The organism is Allobosea sp. P1_A7, assembly GCF_056406775.1.
The window spans coordinates 26,209-43,264 of record NZ_JBFTZN010000004.1 but is presented as its reverse complement, the minus strand read 5'-3'; the positions used below and the strand labels follow the sequence as shown (position 1 = coordinate 43,264).

Annotated in this window: 16 protein-coding genes; 6 read left to right on the top strand and 10 right to left on the bottom strand. The window is 65.4% G+C overall.

Annotated elements, in window-relative coordinates:
- The first annotated feature begins 159 nt into the window (after positions 1-159).
- A complete protein-coding gene (locus AC1D34_RS01345; RefSeq protein WP_441490313.1) occupies positions 160-873 on the top strand; it encodes a transposase in 714 nt (237 codons plus the stop codon).
- On the opposite strand, the gene AC1D34_RS01340 is transcribed toward AC1D34_RS01345, so the two are convergent.
- Positions 858-1,343, bottom strand: coding sequence for a hypothetical protein (locus AC1D34_RS01340; RefSeq protein WP_441507536.1), 486 nt, complete (start codon positions 1,341-1,343; stop codon positions 858-860). The genes AC1D34_RS01345 and AC1D34_RS01340 overlap by 16 nt on opposite strands.
- A gap of 42 nt (positions 1,344-1,385) precedes the next feature.
- On the opposite strand from AC1D34_RS01340, the gene AC1D34_RS01335 reads away from it, so the two are divergent.
- Positions 1,386-1,961, top strand: a complete 576-nt coding sequence (locus AC1D34_RS01335; protein ID WP_441507537.1) for a hypothetical protein — start codon at positions 1,386-1,388, stop codon at positions 1,959-1,961.
- Between the two features lie 105 nt (positions 1,962-2,066).
- Here the strand turns inward: AC1D34_RS01335 and AC1D34_RS01330 are convergent, their stop codons facing one another.
- From AC1D34_RS01330 to AC1D34_RS01315, 4 genes are read right to left on the bottom strand one after another with little or no spacing between them, the layout of a single operon-like run.
- On the bottom strand, positions 2,067-3,176 hold the full coding sequence (locus AC1D34_RS01330; protein ID WP_441490310.1) for an ABC transporter ATP-binding protein: 1,110 nt from the start codon (positions 3,174-3,176) through the stop codon (positions 2,067-2,069).
- Positions 3,177-3,180: 4 nt separating this feature from the next.
- Complete coding sequence (locus AC1D34_RS01325; RefSeq protein WP_476823293.1) at positions 3,181-4,710, bottom strand: lyase family protein; 1,530 nt, start codon at positions 4,708-4,710, stop codon at positions 3,181-3,183.
- Positions 4,711-4,717: 7 nt separating this feature from the next.
- Positions 4,718-5,584 (bottom strand): carbohydrate ABC transporter permease, encoded by an 867-nt coding sequence (locus tag AC1D34_RS01320; RefSeq protein ID WP_441490308.1) that lies wholly within the window; start codon positions 5,582-5,584, stop codon positions 4,718-4,720.
- Positions 5,581-6,477: a carbohydrate ABC transporter permease gene (locus AC1D34_RS01315; protein WP_441490307.1), complete on the bottom strand. Its 897-nt coding sequence runs from the start codon at positions 6,475-6,477 to the stop codon at positions 5,581-5,583. The genes AC1D34_RS01320 and AC1D34_RS01315 overlap by 4 nt, the downstream gene beginning before the upstream one ends.
- Positions 6,478-6,626: 149 nt before the next feature.
- Between AC1D34_RS01315 and AC1D34_RS01310 the strand changes: the two genes are divergently transcribed.
- Positions 6,627-7,886, top strand: a complete 1,260-nt coding sequence (locus tag AC1D34_RS01310; RefSeq protein WP_441490306.1) for an ROK family transcriptional regulator — start codon at positions 6,627-6,629, stop codon at positions 7,884-7,886.
- Between the two features lie 46 nt (positions 7,887-7,932).
- Here the strand turns inward: AC1D34_RS01310 and AC1D34_RS01305 are convergent, their stop codons facing one another.
- Positions 7,933-8,799 carry an MBL fold metallo-hydrolase gene (locus AC1D34_RS01305; protein WP_441490305.1) on the bottom strand — a complete coding sequence of 289 codons (867 nt, stop codon included), beginning with the start codon at positions 8,797-8,799 and terminating at the stop codon, positions 7,933-7,935.
- Positions 8,800-8,885: 86 nt separating this feature from the next.
- Between AC1D34_RS01305 and AC1D34_RS01300 the strand changes: the two genes are divergently transcribed.
- Positions 8,886-10,175, top strand: a complete 1,290-nt coding sequence (locus tag AC1D34_RS01300; protein WP_476823292.1) for an extracellular solute-binding protein — start codon at positions 8,886-8,888, stop codon at positions 10,173-10,175.
- A gap of 58 nt (positions 10,176-10,233) precedes the next feature.
- Here the strand turns inward: AC1D34_RS01300 and AC1D34_RS01295 are convergent, their stop codons facing one another.
- The 4 genes from AC1D34_RS01295 to AC1D34_RS01280 are packed head-to-tail and all read right to left on the bottom strand — an operon-like array spanning position 10,234 to position 14,851.
- A complete protein-coding gene (locus tag AC1D34_RS01295; protein WP_441490303.1) occupies positions 10,234-11,481 on the bottom strand; it encodes a Gfo/Idh/MocA family protein in 1,248 nt (415 codons plus the stop codon).
- Between the two features lie 13 nt (positions 11,482-11,494).
- Positions 11,495-12,361, bottom strand: a complete 867-nt coding sequence (locus AC1D34_RS01290) for an ABC transporter permease (protein WP_441490302.1) — start codon at positions 12,359-12,361, stop codon at positions 11,495-11,497.
- Positions 12,358-13,299, bottom strand: a complete 942-nt coding sequence (locus AC1D34_RS01285; protein ID WP_441490301.1) for an ABC transporter permease — start codon at positions 13,297-13,299, stop codon at positions 12,358-12,360. The genes AC1D34_RS01290 and AC1D34_RS01285 overlap by 4 nt, the downstream gene beginning before the upstream one ends.
- Before the next feature lie 31 nt (positions 13,300-13,330).
- A complete protein-coding gene (locus tag AC1D34_RS01280) occupies positions 13,331-14,851 on the bottom strand; it encodes an ABC transporter substrate-binding protein (RefSeq protein WP_441507832.1) in 1,521 nt (506 codons plus the stop codon).
- Positions 14,852-15,050: 199 nt separating this feature from the next.
- On the opposite strand from AC1D34_RS01280, the gene AC1D34_RS01275 reads away from it, so the two are divergent.
- Positions 15,051-16,292, top strand: a complete 1,242-nt coding sequence (locus tag AC1D34_RS01275; RefSeq protein ID WP_441490498.1) for an ROK family transcriptional regulator — start codon at positions 15,051-15,053, stop codon at positions 16,290-16,292.
- On the top strand, positions 16,289-17,038 hold the full coding sequence (locus tag AC1D34_RS01270) for a glucosamine-6-phosphate deaminase (RefSeq protein WP_441490299.1): 750 nt from the start codon (positions 16,289-16,291) through the stop codon (positions 17,036-17,038). Before AC1D34_RS01275 ends, AC1D34_RS01270 begins: the two co-directional genes overlap by 4 nt.
- Positions 17,039-17,056 lie beyond the last annotated feature (18 nt).

Below are 17,056 nucleotides of genomic sequence, written 5' to 3'. Positions count from 1 at the left end.
AATAATGTGACAATTTGGGGGTTGTGTGCATTATTCCCGATCAGCAAACATCCAACTATGCCCTTGCGGCGTCAATGTATCGAATTATTACCCATTTTCAGACTTTATTGACTTTCAATTACCCATCTGGGACCATGTTTTCGGGTTGGAGGTTGCGCCATGCCGAACGCCATCCGCTTGCAGAACGAGCGCGTCGTCCATTTGTCGCTCGAACGAATGGTCTGGCCTTCCGGACCGGTTTGCCCGCATTGCGGCGAGGCTGCCCGGCTGGGGCGGCTCAACGGCCTGAGCACCCCGATTGGCGCGTGGAAATGCTATTCCTGCCGGAAGCCGTTCACGATCAGGAACGGCACGATCTTTCACAACAGCCATGTGCCTCTGCATGTCTGGCTCCAGGCCCTCTACCTGCTGACGGCGACCCGGCAGAAGATGGGGTCGCAAAGGCTGGCGCAAACGCTGGGAGTTTCCGTCCGAACGGCCTGGCATCTGAAGCAGAAGATTGCCGGCGGCCTCGCGGTTTCTCCGCTGGAGGTGGCCTGCTACGCACCATGGCAGCATGGCGACATGGTCATGCGCTGCGAGTTCCTGGACTGCCAGGTCGATGGCGGCCCAGGCAGCGCGAGTTGCGTCGCGCGTTTTGAACGCTTCATGGCAGCGCTGGAAGGCATCGCAACCGCGGAAACGGACACCTTGTTCATTCAGGCGTTGCGGCGGCTCCTTGCAACCCGGCCGGAGCGGCTGGAAGAGGCCGGCGAGGCGTTGACGGAAGTTCAACTTGAACTCGGCTTGCTTGACGACGAGCCGGCGCAGCCGCGGGTCCGAGCTGCGAGCTTCGGCGGTTTCGGCATGCCGGTCTCTCAGGCCAAGAACTGACCTCTGCGCATATGACGTTCGACATGGTCGTGCCAGAGCTCGTCCAGCGTTCTGCTTCCGGCTTCGCTGGAAGCTGTGCCGAGCGGCTCCATTCCTACCAGTTCGCCCGCCGATGGCCGGGTGGCGTCCAAGGCTTCCAGAAAGGCGAGCGCTCCCATCGACCCTGCGGTGAAGGCCGGGTCTCGGCGGCTGCTCAGAAGACAGATTTCCTCGCCCACAAGTTCCGGGCCGATCCCGGTGAGAGCATTCAGCACCGATGACTGGGCCGAGGCGAGCGCGTGCGTTCGCAGCTCGCCGCATTTGCGTTCGACGATCAGCGTGACCAGGGTCGCAAGGAAACCGAGAATCTGCGGCTGGAGCCAGTCGCCCGCTTGCAGGCCGGCGCCATTCGCGGAAGTCTTCAGAACGAACGGCTCGAGGACGGAGAAGGCAGCCTTGCGCGCTGGTCGGGCTCTCAGAAGATCGAACATGCTGGCTCTGCCGTATCGGAGCCTTCAGGAACGGTGGACGACATGCTTAGGCACAACCGGAACGGGCCATCTACGCTGCCGCCCCGTCCTGATTTCATCGCGCTGGAGCTGGCCGCGCAACGCTCGGCCGAGCAAAGGGTAGCCTTTCTGTCGTTGATAGGCGATCTCAATTTCGCCTGGTCCAACAATGAGAGCATGTTCATCTATGTGCTGATGCTGCTGCTGGACACGGACGAGGCGGCTGCAGCGATCGTCTTTTCCACGCTCAACACGACGCGGGCGCGCCTCGACCTGGCGCAGCGCCTCGCCAAGGTCCGGATCACGGACAAGGGGCTGCGCGCCGAGCTTGACGCGGTTGTCGAGGCCTTTTCTGCGGCAACGCGGCTGCGCAACGATCTCAACCACGCCACCTTCGTCGTCGACGCGAGCGGGGCGATCACACACACACAGAGCATGAAACTGGAGGAGGCCCGGGGCAGGCTGCGTTTCGGCACCCGCCGCCCCGTCGACCAGGCTCGGCTCGACGAGATCGCGGCGGCGACGCAGGAACTCTATGCTCTGAACCGGCGGATCTGGGATCTCCTCCCGCAGCTCGAACGCGGCGTGGCCACGTCCTGACCTTGCTTGGCATCGCTCCGAAAAGTGGAGTGCGGTTTTCGGGAAAGCCGATGCAAACACAGGTGGTTAGACCGTCGGACTGGATATGATATCCGGTCCGATGATCTAGGAAAGGCGCAGCCGCGTCTCCGCATCGAACAGGTGTAGCCGGTCGAGATCGCATGCGAGTTTCACTGCCGCTCCGGCGGCAGGTACGAAGCGGCCATCAGCCATGCCGACCACTTCGCGGCCGGCGAGCTTGACGATGACCTGCGTCGTGACGCCGAGGGGTTCGGCTACGACCACCGTGGCATTGAGCTTCTGCCGCCCCGCGGAGGTGAGGTCGGGTGCATCGAGCGGCTCGACCGTGAGATTGTCGGGCCGCAGGCCCATCAAAACCGTGCTGCGGTCGCCGAGGCGCGCGGCCGCGTCAGGGGCGAGAGTGAGCGCCGCGCCACCGGGCTCCAACGCCAGCGCGGGCATCCCGTTCTGCTGGACCACGGAGACCTCCAGCAGGTTCATCGTCGGCGTGCCGATGAAACCGGCAACAAAGGCGCTCGCAGGGGTGTGAAACACGTCGAGCGGCGTGCCGACCTGCTCGATCCGTCCGTCGCGCATGATCACGATTCTGTCAGCGAGAGTCATCGCCTCGATCTGGTCATGCGTCACATAGACGATCGTGGTGCCGATCGACTGGTGCAGCCGCTTGATCTCGGTGCGCATCTGGCCGCGCAACTGGGCGTCGAGATTGGAGAGCGGTTCGTCGAACAGGAAGACGGTGGGATCGCGCACGATGGCGCGGCCCATGGCGACGCGCTGGCGTTGGCCGCCGGAGAGCGCATTCGGCCGGCGTTCGAGCAGGTCGGTCAGCCCGAGCAGCGCGGCCGCTTCGCGTACCTTGCGGTCGATCTCGGCCTTCGGCAGTTTTGCAGCGTAGAGGCCGAAGGCGATGTTCCGGTGCACCGTCATATGCGGGTAGAGCGCATAGTTCTGGAACACCATCGCGATGTTCCGGTCCTTGGGCTCCAGCGTGTTCACGATGCGGCCGCCGATCGAGATCGTGCCGTCGCTGAGGCTCTCGAGCCCGGCGATCATCCTGAGTGTTGTCGACTTGCCGCAGCCTGAAGGGCCGACCACGACGATGAACTCGCCATCGGCGATCTCGAGGTCGATGCCGTGGACAATGCCGACATCGCCATAGCGCTTGACGACCTTGCTGAGCGAAACGCTGGCCATCGGCTCAAAGTCCCTTCGGCGCGGAGAATGAGGCAATGGCGCCGGACAGCGTCTTGCCCGCTGCGGCGTCCCGCGCAGCGTGACGGGCAATCAACTCCCGCGCCTCTGCAGCCTGTGCCTCGTAGAGGGAGAGGCTTTCGGCGATCGCGGCAGGGGCCGGTCCGCCTGGGAGCGTCCGCACCGAGACGAAATACTCGGGCGTCACGGCCTCGCGGAATTCGGCCTCGGTCAACACCGGGTCGCGGTCGGTAACCTCACGGAACAAGGCGACGAACTCGGCATAGGGCACCGTGCCGAGGGTCTGCCGGGTCGCCTGCAGGTGCTTTGCCATCGCGGCGGCGACATGATGCGTGATGGCGAAGGGCAGTTTTTCGCAGCGCACCAGCGTGTCGGCGAGCTCGGTGATCGTGGCGTAGGACGCCTCGATATTCGCCCGCGCCCGCGTCTCGTCGACCTTGGCGGATGCGAAGACCCCGCCGAGAAGGCTGAGCGCGCGTTCGGCCATGACGAAGGCTTCGTAGCCCTGACCGTGCACCTCGTGCTCATTGTCGTTCATGTCGGTGAAGGGCGTATTGTGCAAGGCGAGCAGCACCGCGTCGCATTTGCCCGCGGTGAGCGAAGCCATCAGGCGCAGATGCTCGACGGGAACCGGATTGCGCTTCTGCGGCATGATCGAGGAGATCTGCACGAAGCCGTCGGAGAAGCGTAGTTGCCCGACCTCGAACGAGGTCCAGAAGGCGAGGTCCTGCGCGAAACGGCCGAGATTCAGCGCCAGCACCCGCAGGGCCGAATAGACGCCGGCGGTATAGTCGCTCGAGGCGATGCAGCCATAGGAGTTGCGCAGGAAATCGGGGAAGCCGAGCAGGTCTGCGACGCGGGCGCGGTCGAGCGGGAAGCCTGTCGTGGTGATGGCAGCTGCGCCCATCGTGCTGAGGTCGACGACCTCGCGCGCCTGCATCAGCCGGGTCACGTCGCGCAGCAACACCTCGATCACTGCGCCGAGATAGTGGCCATAGGTCGAAGGCTGGGCCGGCTGGCCGTGCGTATAGGCGAGGATCAGCGTGCCGGCCTCCTCGCGCGAGCGCCGGATCAGCGTTGTGATCAGGTCGAGCAGCTGCAGGCCGAGCGTGTCGAGCCGCTCGCGCAGCGCGAGCTTGAACAGGGTGTGGTCGATATCGTTGCGCGAGCGCCCGGTATGCAGGCGCCCGGCGATGTCCTTGTCGATCAGCGCCGCGAGCTTGGTCTCGATGAAGAAGAACAGGTCCTCATGCTCGCCGGTATAAGCGGCGGGTTCGGCTCCGGTGAGTTCACGTTCCACGATGTCGAGAGCGCCAAAGATCGCCGCCGCCTCGGGGCGGGTCAGCAGGCTTTGCTCGGCCAGCATGACGCCATGGGCGCGGTGCAGGCGCAGGAGATGCGCGAGATGATGCATCTGGCTATGGGCAAAGCCCGGCGCCAGCACGGTGCGGGCATAGACCGGCGCCGGAAAACGGTCGTCGCTGCCGGAAGGGGCGTCGGGCGTAAGCGCGTTCATGCGAGAATCAGCCTTTCAGGCCCGCGAGCACGACGCCGCGGATGATGTAGCGCTGGAAGATGACGAAGACGACGAGCGTCGGCAGCGTCGCGATGGTGGCGCCGGCCATGATCAGCTCCCAATCGGTCAGGAACTCGCCGGAGAACGAGGCAAGGCCGACCGGCAGTGTGTAGAGCGCACGGTCATTGGTGGCGATCAGCGGCCAGAGGAAGGCGGTCCAATTGCCGAGGAAGGTGAAGATCGCCAGGGCCGACAGCGCCGGCGTCACCAGCGGCAAAGCCACCTTCCACCAGATCGCGAATTCGCCGAGCCCATCGATACGCGCGGCATGGATGTAGTCGTCGGGCACGCCGGCGAAGAACTGCCGCATCAGGAAGACGCCGAAGCCGGTCATCAGTCCGGGAAACATGATGCCCCAATAGCTGTTCAGCCAGCCGAAATTCTTGGCCATCAGATACCAGGGCACGACCAGCATCTCGGTCGGGATCATCAGCGTCGTCAGGATGGCGATGAACACCACCTCGCGGCCGCGGAACTTGAACTTGGCGAGCGTGTAGCCGATCAGCGAATCGAAGAAGAGTACGGACAGGGTGACGAGGAGGCTCGTCACCAGCGAGTTGACGAACCACAGGCCGAAGCGCGTGTTCTTGAAGATATAAACGTAGTTCTCGAAGGTCGGTTCGCGCGGGATGATGTTGAGTTCATAGACCTCGTTGGAGAGCTTCAGCGAGGTTGCGACCATGTAGAGCAGCGGCATCATCATCGCGATGGCGCCCATGGCGAGGAGCGTCCAGGCGAGCACCTGGCCGGGACGAGCGGCGAGTTGCAGCCGCCAGTTCGGCATCGGGGACGCGGCGGAGGTTGCCGTGCTCATGATTTCTCCCGCATCAGCCAGAGTTGGAGGAGGCTGACCGTCAGAAGGATCACGAACAGCACCAATGTCTGCGCCGCCGCATAGCCCATCTGATATGAACGGAAGGCGGTCTCATAGATGTAGAGCACCAGAGGCTTGGTGCTGTTCAGAGGTCCGCCGGCGCCGTTGTCGGTCATGTTGTAGACCGTGTCGAAGATGCGCAGGAAGCCGATCGACGAGATCACCACCAGGAAGACGATGGTGGGCTTGAGCAGGGGCAGGGTGATCTGGCGCAGGATCATCCATTTGCCCGCGCCGTCGATCCGCGCCGCCTCGTAATAGCTCGACGGAATGGCACGCAAGCCCGCCATGAACAGCACGATCTGGAAGCCGAGCCCGGCCCAGATCGCCGGCGTCAGCACTGCATAGAGCGCCTGCGTCGTCGAGCGCAGGAAGGGCTGCGCATCGAGCCCGACCGCGTTCAGCATGTTGTTGAGCAGCCCGATCGGTGGCGGCTGGTAGAACCAGCGCCAGACCCAGGCCATCGCGACTGTCGTCGTCAGGTGCGGGATGAAATAGCAGGCCCGGATCAGGCCATGCGCGAAGCGGACCTGATCGAGATAATAGGCGATGACGAAGGACAGGAGCAGGCTGAGCGGCGTGCCGACCATGAGGTAGATGAACGTGTTCTTGAAGGCGAGCCAGAACACCGGATCGCCCATCATCTTCCGGAAATTGTCGAGCCCGATGAAGACCGGTTTCGAGAGCAGGTTCCACTGCATGAAGGCGATGCCGAACGATTCCAGTGCCGGATAGAATCGGATCACCGCGAAGAATGCGATCGGCACGGCAAGGAACGCCCAGGCCGTGAGTGCCTGCTTCGTCTCGATCGTCAATCCCGCGTAGCCCCGCATGCGTCGCATCCCCGTTCCGGCGTCCCCGCTTTGTGTCGTCCGATTAAATCAAGTCCGTTGATTTAATACGAAGCCGGCGACATGATGCAAGCCCTGCTTCGCGCCAGGCCCACAGGCTCTGCATTTCAATCGGAAGGTTCGCGCCGCTCATGAGCGTATCCGGTCTCGCCCCGTTCGATCGCCGCGGCCATCATCGCCGCGTGGTGATCGAGGCGTTGAGGCGTTCCGGTGCAGCCTCGCGCGCGGAGATCGCCGAGGCGACCGGGCTCTCGGCCCAGACCGTCTCGACCGTGACTGACGAGCTGTGTCGCGAAGGACTGGTGAGCATCGTCGGCCGCCGCGCTTCGGCGCGCGGCCAGCCGCCAATCGATCTCGCGCTGGCGCTCGATGGCGGCTTTGCCGTCGGTGTGCAGGTCGAGCCTGGCCGCATGACCGGTATCTTGGTCGATCTCGGCGCCCATGTCCGGGCCGAACGCAGCATCGATTGCGATACGGGGCGCCCCGATCTCGCCCTCCCGAGCCTGATTGCGCTGGTTGCCGGGTTGGTCGAGCAAGGCCGCATTGCGCGGGCCCGGCTCTGGGGCGTCGGCATCGCATTGCCGGGCCCGTTCGGAGATGTCGCGGAGAGCGAGCAGGATCCGCTAGCCATGGCGGCCTGGTCTCGGCTTCCGTTTCGCGAGGCCTTCTCTGCGGGGCTGAACCTGCCCGTCATCGTCGGCAACGACGCGACGGCTGCGGCAATCGGCGAGCATCTGCATGGGGTTGCGCGCGATCTGCGCAGCTTCGTCTATCTCTATCTTGCCGAAGGCATCGGTGGCGGCCTCTTCGTCGAGGGACAACCGGTGACCGGCGCCTTCGGCAATGCCGGCGAGATTGGCCGCATGATCGTCGGCCACGACCCTGATCGGGGTGGGCTTGTGGCGCTGGAGGCGCGGGCTTCGCTGCATGCGTTGCGTCGGATGCTGGGTGATGCCGGCGTCGGGGATGCGGACAGCTGTGCGGTTGAGCGTCTCTTCGAGGGTCACGAGGCGATCGTCGCTTGCTGGATCGCCGAGGCGGCGCGCCATTTGCGCATCGCCATCGCCAACATCGAGAACCTGCTCGATCCCGAGACCATCGTGATCGGTGGACAGGTGCCGGAACGGGTCCTGGCTGCCCTGATGCAGGCCATCGCGCCGCTGCCGGCCTCCGTCAGCCAGCGCAAGGGCCGGCAGCAGCCACGCTTGCTGACCGGGCGCGCTGGCCGCAATTCGCCGGCTCTCGGCGGCGCGACCTTGCCCTTGTTCAGTGGCCTGACGCCGCATCCGCGAGCAGCAAAACTGCCGAAACCGGCGCGTGCGGCGAGAGCAACGGAGCTAGGAAAAACCCGTCCGGCCAATGGCAGGCGGGATCTGGCGGCGGGGAGCTGAGGCCATGGTGCCGGCTTGTCCCGCAATCGAGATCGAACCGGCCAGCCTATTGGTGGAGCGGTTGGTAGGCGAGGGCGCCCGTCGCGGCGTCCTGTACGATCTGGCCGAAGGCCTCGGACTCGATGAAATGCCCGGCGGCAACGATCGCCCCGGTTCTGGCTGCATGTTCCGCCACGGCGCGGCGGCTCTGCCGCGCCTGATCCTGGTCGCGATCGGCACGATGGCACCACTCGGGAACCGCGATCTGGGCCGGGTTGTGCCAGCTGTCTCCGGCGATCAGGACGGGGCGGCCCGCACCTTCTATCAGGATCGCATGATGGCCGGCGGTATGTCCGGGAGCCGGCAGGAGCGAGGCGGTTATTTTGCCGCTATCGAAGATCGGCAGTCCAGCCTCTGCGGCCTCGAGCCGACGGCTCTCGACGATGGGCGCGATGCTGCGCCGGAAGGCCGCGACATGGTGCGGCAGGGCGGCTTCCTCGCCCTGAGCCTGCCAGTGCGCGATCTCGGCTGCCGGCGCGAGATAGCGCGCCTGGCTGAAGCGGAGAGCGCCGGTCTCGTCGAGTGCCCAGCCGACATGGTCGAGATGGAAATGGCTGAAGACCACGAGCGAGACTGCGTTCGGATCGAGCCCAGCGGCCTTGAACTCCTCTGGCAGCCGGCCGCCGAGCCCGTCGAAATAGGGACTGGGGCCGGGGCCGAGGCCGGCATCGACCATGAGGATGCGGCCATCGCGGCAGAGCAGCGCGAAGACGCCGAAGCGCGTGTGGAACATCCCGACGGGGAACCAGCGCGCCGTCAATTCAGGATGCGCCGCGAAATCGGCTTCGGGAAACGCATAGCGCGAAGCAGCCGGCGCTGGCGCGGCATCGGTCAGCGCAAACAGCGTTGCGCCATCGAGGTCCAGTCGCCGCATTTCAGTCTCCAGCCACAGATGCGGGCCGGCGCCCGCCTGTTCCACGCCTGCCATCCTTCACCAGGGACAACAAGGGAGAGTAGACCATGACGACAGACAACCAGGGCTTCCGCCTCAGCCGGCGCAGCTTCGCGACCGGGGCCGCGGCCGCCGGCCTGACCGTGGCGGCGCCGAGTGTGCTGCGTGCCCAGACCGTGCAGATCGAGTACTGGCAGTACTTCTTCAAGGAACGCGTCGAGGCGATGGATGCGCTCATCCAGCAGTTCGAGGCTGCCAATCCGGGCATCAAGGTCAAGCACACGCACTTCCCCTACGCCCAGTACCGGACCAAGACGGCGGCTGCCGTGCCGGCGGGCGAGGGACCCGATGTCCTGCAGCTCTTCTTCGGCTGGATGCGCGAATACGCCAAGTCGAAGCTGATCCAGCCGCTGCCGGCCGAGCATTTCAACGTCGCCGATATCGACAAGAACTATTTCGAGTTCGTCCGGATGATGCGGACGAACGAGGGATACTGGGCGCTTCCGACCGCCGTCCGCAGCCTCGGCCTGTTCTACAACAAGACGCTGCTGAGCAAGCCGGGCGCATCTGGTGGCAAGCCGCCGGTGACGCTTGACGACATGCTGAAGAACGCGCTGGCCGTCACCGAGCGCGACTCGCGTGGCAACATCACCACGGCCGGCGCGACCATCGGCATCCCGTCGCAGGACTACCATTGGTGGCGCGAGATCCTGCTGCGCCAGTTCGGCGGCAAGCCCTACTCGGACGATGGCCGCACCGTGACCTATGCCAACGACGCGGGGGCCGCCTCCTTCGGCTGGTATACCGATCTGCAGCGCAAGCATAAGGTCGCTGCGGCGGGCTTCCTCTCCGAGAGCCAGGCGGCCTTCAAGGCCGGCAAGGCGGCGCAGCATGTCGACGGTTCGTTCCGCCTCGGCACCTTCAAGAGCGCGCGTGGCTTCGATTGGGGCGTCTCGGAAATGCCGACCCATAACGGCATTGCCAGCAACTACGCCTCCTATTGGGTCAATGGCCTGGCGTCGAGCGCGACCGGAGCCAAGCGCGATGCAGCGCTCAAGTTCCTCGCCTTCATCACCACCAATGACGCGATGCAGCTCTGGTTCGAGAAGACCGGCGAGCTGCCGGCCAAGCCCGAGGTCGCACTGAGCGCCAAGAACCTGGCCGATCCGCTTTCCGGCCCGATGCTGGCTGGCCTCAAATACGCCCATGCCACCGATTTCGTGGCGGAAGAGGCTCAGGGCCAGATCTTCCAGGACATGCTCGACCGGGTGCTGCYGCAGAACCAGGATCCGCTCGCGGCCCTGAAGGAGGCTGCCGCTGCCGAGCAGAAGCTGATCGACGACTACTACAAGGCCTGATCCAAGGCTTTGGTCCAAATGTGCTGCCGCCCGGTTCTCCCGGGCGGCAGCGCTGATCTCAGGTCGCCGGCCGCGCGACGACGGGGACGTACTCGTCCAGATCCTCATCGGCGAAGTTCACGGTCCGGCCGAGTTCCGCCGAGCGATAGAGCGCCATCAGCATGTGCACGACGGCGACGCCGTCGGCAAAGGTCTCCTCCGGCATGGTGCCGCGCCGGAACGCCTCGACGAAATGCCGGTTCTCCAGCGTGTAGCCATAGACGCCGGCTTCGTCCTCCAGCACGGGCATCAGGCCGTGCTCGGCATTCTGCTTCTCGACCAGGTCCTCGCCGCTTGCGCCGCTGACCGCGCGCGAGATGAAGATCTTCAGTCCCGTGTTCAGCGAGCTGAACTCCATCGCATATTCCGGCCCGAGCAGTTCGAGCGTGATCCTGAGGCCGGGGCCGACATAGGCCCATGACGTCGTCGCCTCGATCATCAGCTCGTTGCCGTCGGGGTCCCGCAGCGTGATCAGCCCGCGTGCAAAATCCTCCGACGGCCGCTTGGCATAGTCGACCTCAGGGCCCATCCCAGCCTTGAGCTGCTTGACATAGGCCGGCCGGTTCCATTTCAGCGTCGCGACGGTGGCATTGGCGGAGACCAGGGTCAGCGCATCGCGGGGCTCGCCCGGCGCGGTCAGCAGATGGCGGGCGACCTCGACGCTGTGGCACATCATGTCCGAGAGCACGCCGCCGCCCTGCTTCTCGCCCTGCCAGAACCAGGGTTCGTGCGGGCCGCTATGTTCTTCGGCGGCGCGCGCGATATAGGGCCGACCGGCGCCGGGCACGGCGCGACGCCAGATGATCTCGCGCCCGCGCTGCACCGCCGTCGAGAACAGCTGGTTCTCGAGATAGCCGTGCAGCAGCCTGGCATCCTCGGCCAGCCTCAGCATCTCGCGCGCCTCGCGCAGTGTCCGGCCCAGAGGCTTCTCGCAGGCGATGGCGCGCAGGCGGGACCGGCCGGACGTTACCGCCGCGTGGATCTCGCGCATCGTCTCGACGCGCGTGTGGTTCGGGCTCAGCAGCCAGATCGCGTCGATCTCGCCGGAGGTCAGCATGGCCTCGAGGCTGGCGAACGCCTTGCAGGGGCCAAGATCGAGTTCGTTCGCCCGCGCCGCGAGGGCCGCGCGGCGTTCCGCGCGCGGCGAGTAGACCCCGGTGACCGCGACATTGCGGACTCCCATCAGCGCCGTCAGATGGAAATGCGCGATGAAGCCGGAGCCGACGAAGCCGATCCGCAGGGTGGGAAGCAGGGAGTGRTCGGGCATGGCCACCTCGTGATCAGTCGCGCGGGTTGAGAACGTCATTGAGCGCATCGCCCAGCAGGTTGAAGCCGATCACGACGACGACGATCGCGAGCCCGGGCCAGATCGCCATCCAGGGGGCGTCCACCAGGAACTGCCGAGCGGCGTCGAGCATGCTGCCCCAGGACGGATCGGGGGGCGCCTGGCCAAGGCCGAGAAAGGCGAGGCTCGCCTCCGCCAGCACAGCGATCGCCGTGGTCAGCGTGGCCTGCACGACGAGCGGCGGCATGATGTTGGGCAGGATATGCGAGATGATGACCTTGCGATGCGACGCGCCGAGCGAGACCACCGCGCTGACATAGTCTTCTTCCCGCACGATCAGGGTCTGCCCGCGCGCGAGCCGCACGAAGATCGGCATCGCCGAGATGCCGATGGCCATCATCGCGTTCTGCAGGCTCGGGCCGAGGAAGGCGGCAAGCGCGATCGCCAGAACCAGGAACGGACAGGCGAGCAGCGCGTCGGTCAGGCGCGAGATCACGATGTCGACGACACCGCCGAAATATCCGGCGATCAAGCCGAAGGGCACGCCGAAGACCAGTGCGATCGCCACCGAGAGGAAGCCGGCCGCGAGCGAGGCCCTCGCGCCGAAGATGATGCGCGACAGGACGTCCCGACCCAGATCGTCGGTGCCGAAGGGGTGGGCGAGTGTCGGGCCGAGCCGGATCGCCGACCAGTCCGAGGCATTGGGATCGTAGGGGGCGACCCAGGGGGCGAAGACGGCCATCAGCGCGAAGACGAGCACGATGCCACCGCCGATCAGCGCCGAAGGCTCGCGCAGCAGGCGCTCCCACCCCGTACGGGTCCGCACCGGGACAGAGGGCGCAATGATCTCGACCTGGCTCATCCGCGCAGCTTCGGATTGAGCGCGGCATAGGCGATGTCGGCGAGAAGGCTCATCAGCAGGAAGAAACCGGCCGCACACATCACCACGGCCTGGACCACGGCGTAGTCGCGGCTGAAGACGCCGTCGACGATCATCTTGCCGAAGCCGGGAATACCGAAGACCTGTTCCGTCAGCACGGCGCCGGAGAGGAGCTGCCCGAATTGCAGCGTGCCAAGGGTGACGACCGGGATCAGTCCGTTGCGCAGCGCATGGCGGACCACGACGACATGTTCGCTGAGGCCCTTGGCGCGCGCCGTGCGGACGAAATCCTGCTTCAGCACGGTCAACATCGAGCTGCGGGTATGGCGCATGATGATGGCGCCGGAGGCGGCGCCGAGCACGAGGCTCGGCATGGCCATGGTCCTCAGGTTGCCGAGCGGACTTTCGAAGAAGGGGACGTAGCCGCCCGACGGCAACCAGCCGAGCGAGACCGAGAACAGCAGGATCAGCATGATCCCGAGCCAGAAGCTCGGGATCGAGAGGCCGGCGAGGCCGAACAGGCTGACGGCGTGGTCGAGCACCGAACCGCGCCACAGGGCGGCGATGATTCCGGCGGGGATTCCGATCGCGACTGCGATCAGCATCGAAAGCGTCGCGAGTTCGATCGTGACCGGCAGTTTCTCGGCGATCATCGTGCCGATCGGCAGTCGGGTTCGGATCGAGAGACCGAAATCGCCCTGCACGAAGGCGCTCAGCCAGCTCCAGTATTGCACTGGCAGGGGCTGGTCGAACTGGTACTTGGCGCGGAGGTACGCGATGATCTCGGGGCTGCGATCCTCGCCGGCGAGTGCGAGCGCGGGGTCGCCGGGCAACAGCTTCTGCAGCCCGAATACCAGGATCGAGACCAGCAGCAGCGTCGGCACCGCGACGGCCAGACGCCCCGCCAGGAAGTTGATCATTCCGCGCCCCTCTCGGCCGCCGGCACGTGCCTCACGGCGCCGGCTTGACGCCCTTCAGCCGCAGCAATCCGTCGGGATACACGCTGAGGCCGCCGACATTGGCGCGCGCCGCGAAGAACCAGTTCGGATGATAGAGCGGGATGCTGGGCAGGTCGGCGAGATAGAGGCCGGTGGCCTTCTCATAGAGCGCCTTGCGCTTGCCGGCGTCACCCTCGGCACGGGCATTGTTCAGGACGGTTTCGAGATCGCGGTTGCAGTATTTGTTGAAGTTCTGGCCGCCGGCGCAGGAGAAGAAGGCGTAGAGGGTCGGATCCGGATCGCCGCGCCCGCTCCAGTTGCCGATATAGACCTCGAAATTTCCTGCGAGATAGCGCTGGATCGCACTCGCCGTTTCGAGCGGCAGAAGCTTGACGTCGAAGCCCGCCTCCTTGGCCATGGATTGCACGATCTGTGCGACGCGCGCATCCGTGAGGGCGTTCTCGAAGGTGATCTCGACCGGCACGCTGGTCACCCCGGCCTGCGCCATCAGGGCCTTGGCCGCGGCGACGTCACGGGCCGGAACCGGATGCGCCTTCGAATGGAACGGGTCCGAGGGCGGGATCATCTGGTTGTCGGCGGTGTATTCACCGTTGAAGGCAACGCGGTTGATGATGGCGCGATCGAGCGAGAGCTCGAAGGCCTTGCGCAGCCGGGCATCCTTCGCCAGGGGGCCGTTGGCCTTCTCGCCATTGCCGAGATTGACCATCAGATGCGAGACGGCGAGACCGGGCGCGCCGTGCAGCTTGAGGCTCTTGTCGTCACGCACGGTCTTGAGATCGGTCGGTGCGACGCGCTCGACGAGATCGAGATCGCCGGCCCGAACGCGCGACAGGCGAACGGTTGAATCCGGCACGTAATAATAGGCCACGCTGTCATAGCCGTAATTGGCGGCGTCCCAGTAATCCGCGAACTTCGTCAGCTTGATCAGGTCGCGCGCCTTGCGCTCGACGAACTTGTAGGGTCCCGCACAGACGGGCGCGTTGGCGAAGTCGTCCTTCGCACCGGCCGCGGGCGAGACCATCATGCCGGCGCGGTCACTGAGCACGGAGAGCAGGGGGGCGAAAGGCTCCTTGAGCGTCAGGCGCACCTGATCGGGGGCCACGACCTCGACGCCAGCCACCGCTGAAAGCTCGGCCTTCCGGCGAGAGTCCTTCATCGTCAGCATGCGCTCGATGTTGAACTTCACGGCCTCCGCATCGAAGCTGGTGCCGTCGTGGAACTTCACGCCTGGGCGGAGCTTGAAGGTGATCGCCTTCTGATCCGGCGCCCATTCCCAGCTCTGGGCGAGTTGCGGTGCGATCGTCAGGTCAGGCGCAATATCGACCAGCTTGTCGCACATGGCCGCGAAGACGAAGCGGCCGGCATAGGTCCCGCTCGTCGCCGGGTCGAGCGCATCGGGGTCGTCCTGGATGCCGACCCGCAGATTGGTGCCCTGGGCCGAAGCGGCAACCGCAGCGCCTGCCAGACTTGCTGCGAGCGCAGCGGCAAAAACCAGTGGTCTAGAATTTCGCATGATCCAGCCTCCCGAGCCGTCTCGTCACCAGCTGCCACCGAGGCGGCGCCGTCTTGAGCGTGATGCTGACGGGAATGCATGCACGTGCTCTCGAGTTTGTAAAGACACCTGACGAACAATGCCGCTCGGCAAGAGGATTTAGTCGCATCTTGCATGTGCGAGATTGACAATTGGCAAGAACGATCCGTTATTAGTTCGCATGGTTGACGAATTGACGGATGAACCGCCTCGCGCAGAGGCTTACTCCACGCCGGTTGCGCGCCAGATGTCGGTGCGCTCGGTGATTGAGGCCGTGCTGCATCGCGGCCCGATTTCACGTGCCGAGCTGGCCCGCATCACCGGCCTGTCGAAGCAGACGACCTCCGAGGTCGTGCGCGCGCTGGAGGATAGCGGCTGGTTGCGTGTGCGTGGGCAGACGCAGGGCGCGGTGGGACGAAGTGCCGTGACCTACGAGATCCAGCAGGACGCCGCTTTCGTGCTCGGCGTGGATCTCGGGGGCACCAAGATCCACGCCGCGCTTGCCAATGTGGTCGGTACGATCGTCGCGGAAGAGATGGAGCCGACGGATTCGCGCGGCGGCCTTGCGGTGGTCGAACAGATCGGCGCGCTGGCTGAGCGGCTGGCACGCAAGGCCGGCCTCGCTCCGGGCGGCCTGCGCTGCGCCGCCATGGGCAGTCCGGGCGTCGTCGATCCACGCTCGGGCAAGATCGAGATCGCGCCCAACATCCCCGGCTTCGACCGCATCCGGGTGGCGGACGAGCTCGAGCGCCGTCTCGGCTGTGCCGTGGTGATCGAGAATGACGTCAATCTCGCAGCGATGGGCGAGCAATGGCAGGGCTGCTGCAAGGACGTCCGCAACTTCGCCTTCATCGCGATGGGCACCGGCATCGGCATGGGCCTTGTTCTGGATGGGCGACTTGCCCGCGGCGCCAGCGGGGCTGCTGGCGAAATCGCCTTTCTGCCGGTTGGCGGCGATCCTTTCGACTCGCGCGGCCAGTTCCATGGCCCCTTTGAGACCGCGATCGGCAGCGTAGCCATCCTTCAGCGTTACCGCGGCTTTGGCGGTCGCATGGCGCAGGATGTGCGCGGTGTCTTCGCGCAGCTCGCTCAGGGCGAAGAGGCCGCCATCGCGACACTCGACGAGACGGCGCGCGTCATGGTCCAGGGCATGATGGCGATCCGCGCCGTGGTCGACCCTGAATTGATTGTGCTCGGCGGCAGCATTGGCGTGCGCGAAGAACTGATCTCGCGACTGCGTACGCTCGTCGCCCGGCATCTCGGGGGAGCCCTGCGGATCGAGCCGAGCGCGCTTGGCAGCCGTGCGACGCTTGTCGGAGCCGTCGGCACGGCGCTGTCACGAATCCATGACAGCCTGTTCGGCCTGACCAGCCTCCAGAGCGACTTCGCTCTCCCCGTCGGGAAGGCGACCGAGACAGCATGAACGCCCATGTCACTGCCCCCGGCCTCGTCGTGCTCGACGATGCCGCTACCGTTGCCGCGGATGTCGCGAACAGGATCGTGGCGGAACTCTTGTCGCGGCCTTCGACCGTGCTTGGCCTGGCGACAGGCGAGACGATGCGCCCGGTCTACGGCGAGTTGGTTGCGGCCTATCGCGCCGGGCGGGTCTCCTTTGCCGGGAGCACAAGCTTCAATCTCGACGATTATGTCGGCGTGCCGCCGCAGCACCCGGCCTCGTTCCCGCGTTTCATGAATGAGACGCTGTTCGAAGAGGTCGATGCCGATCGCGCCCGCACCTTCATGCCAGACGGCAACGCGTTCGATCTCGCTCGTGAGGCGGCAGCCTATGAAGCCGCTATCGCGGCGGCCGGCGGCATCGACCTGCAGCTGCTGGGCATCGGCTCCAACGGCCATATCGCCTTCAACGAACCCGGTTCGGATTTTACCTCGCGTACGCGCCAGGTCGCGCTCGCGGCCTCGACTCAGGAAGCGAACCAGGGGCCCTTCGCCGAAAGCGAAACGGTGCCGGAATTCGGCATCACCATGGGGATCGGGACGATTCTGGAGGCGCGCCGGATCATCCTGATCGCTACCGGAGCGGGGAAGGCGGCGGCGGTGGCCCGCGCGGTCAAGGGGCCGCTCGATCCTGCCTGCCCTGCGTCGATCCTCAGGACACATCGCGCCGCGATCATGATATGCGACCGCGCAGCAGCAGCCGGTTTGAGCTGACGACAAAGGGAAGAGACG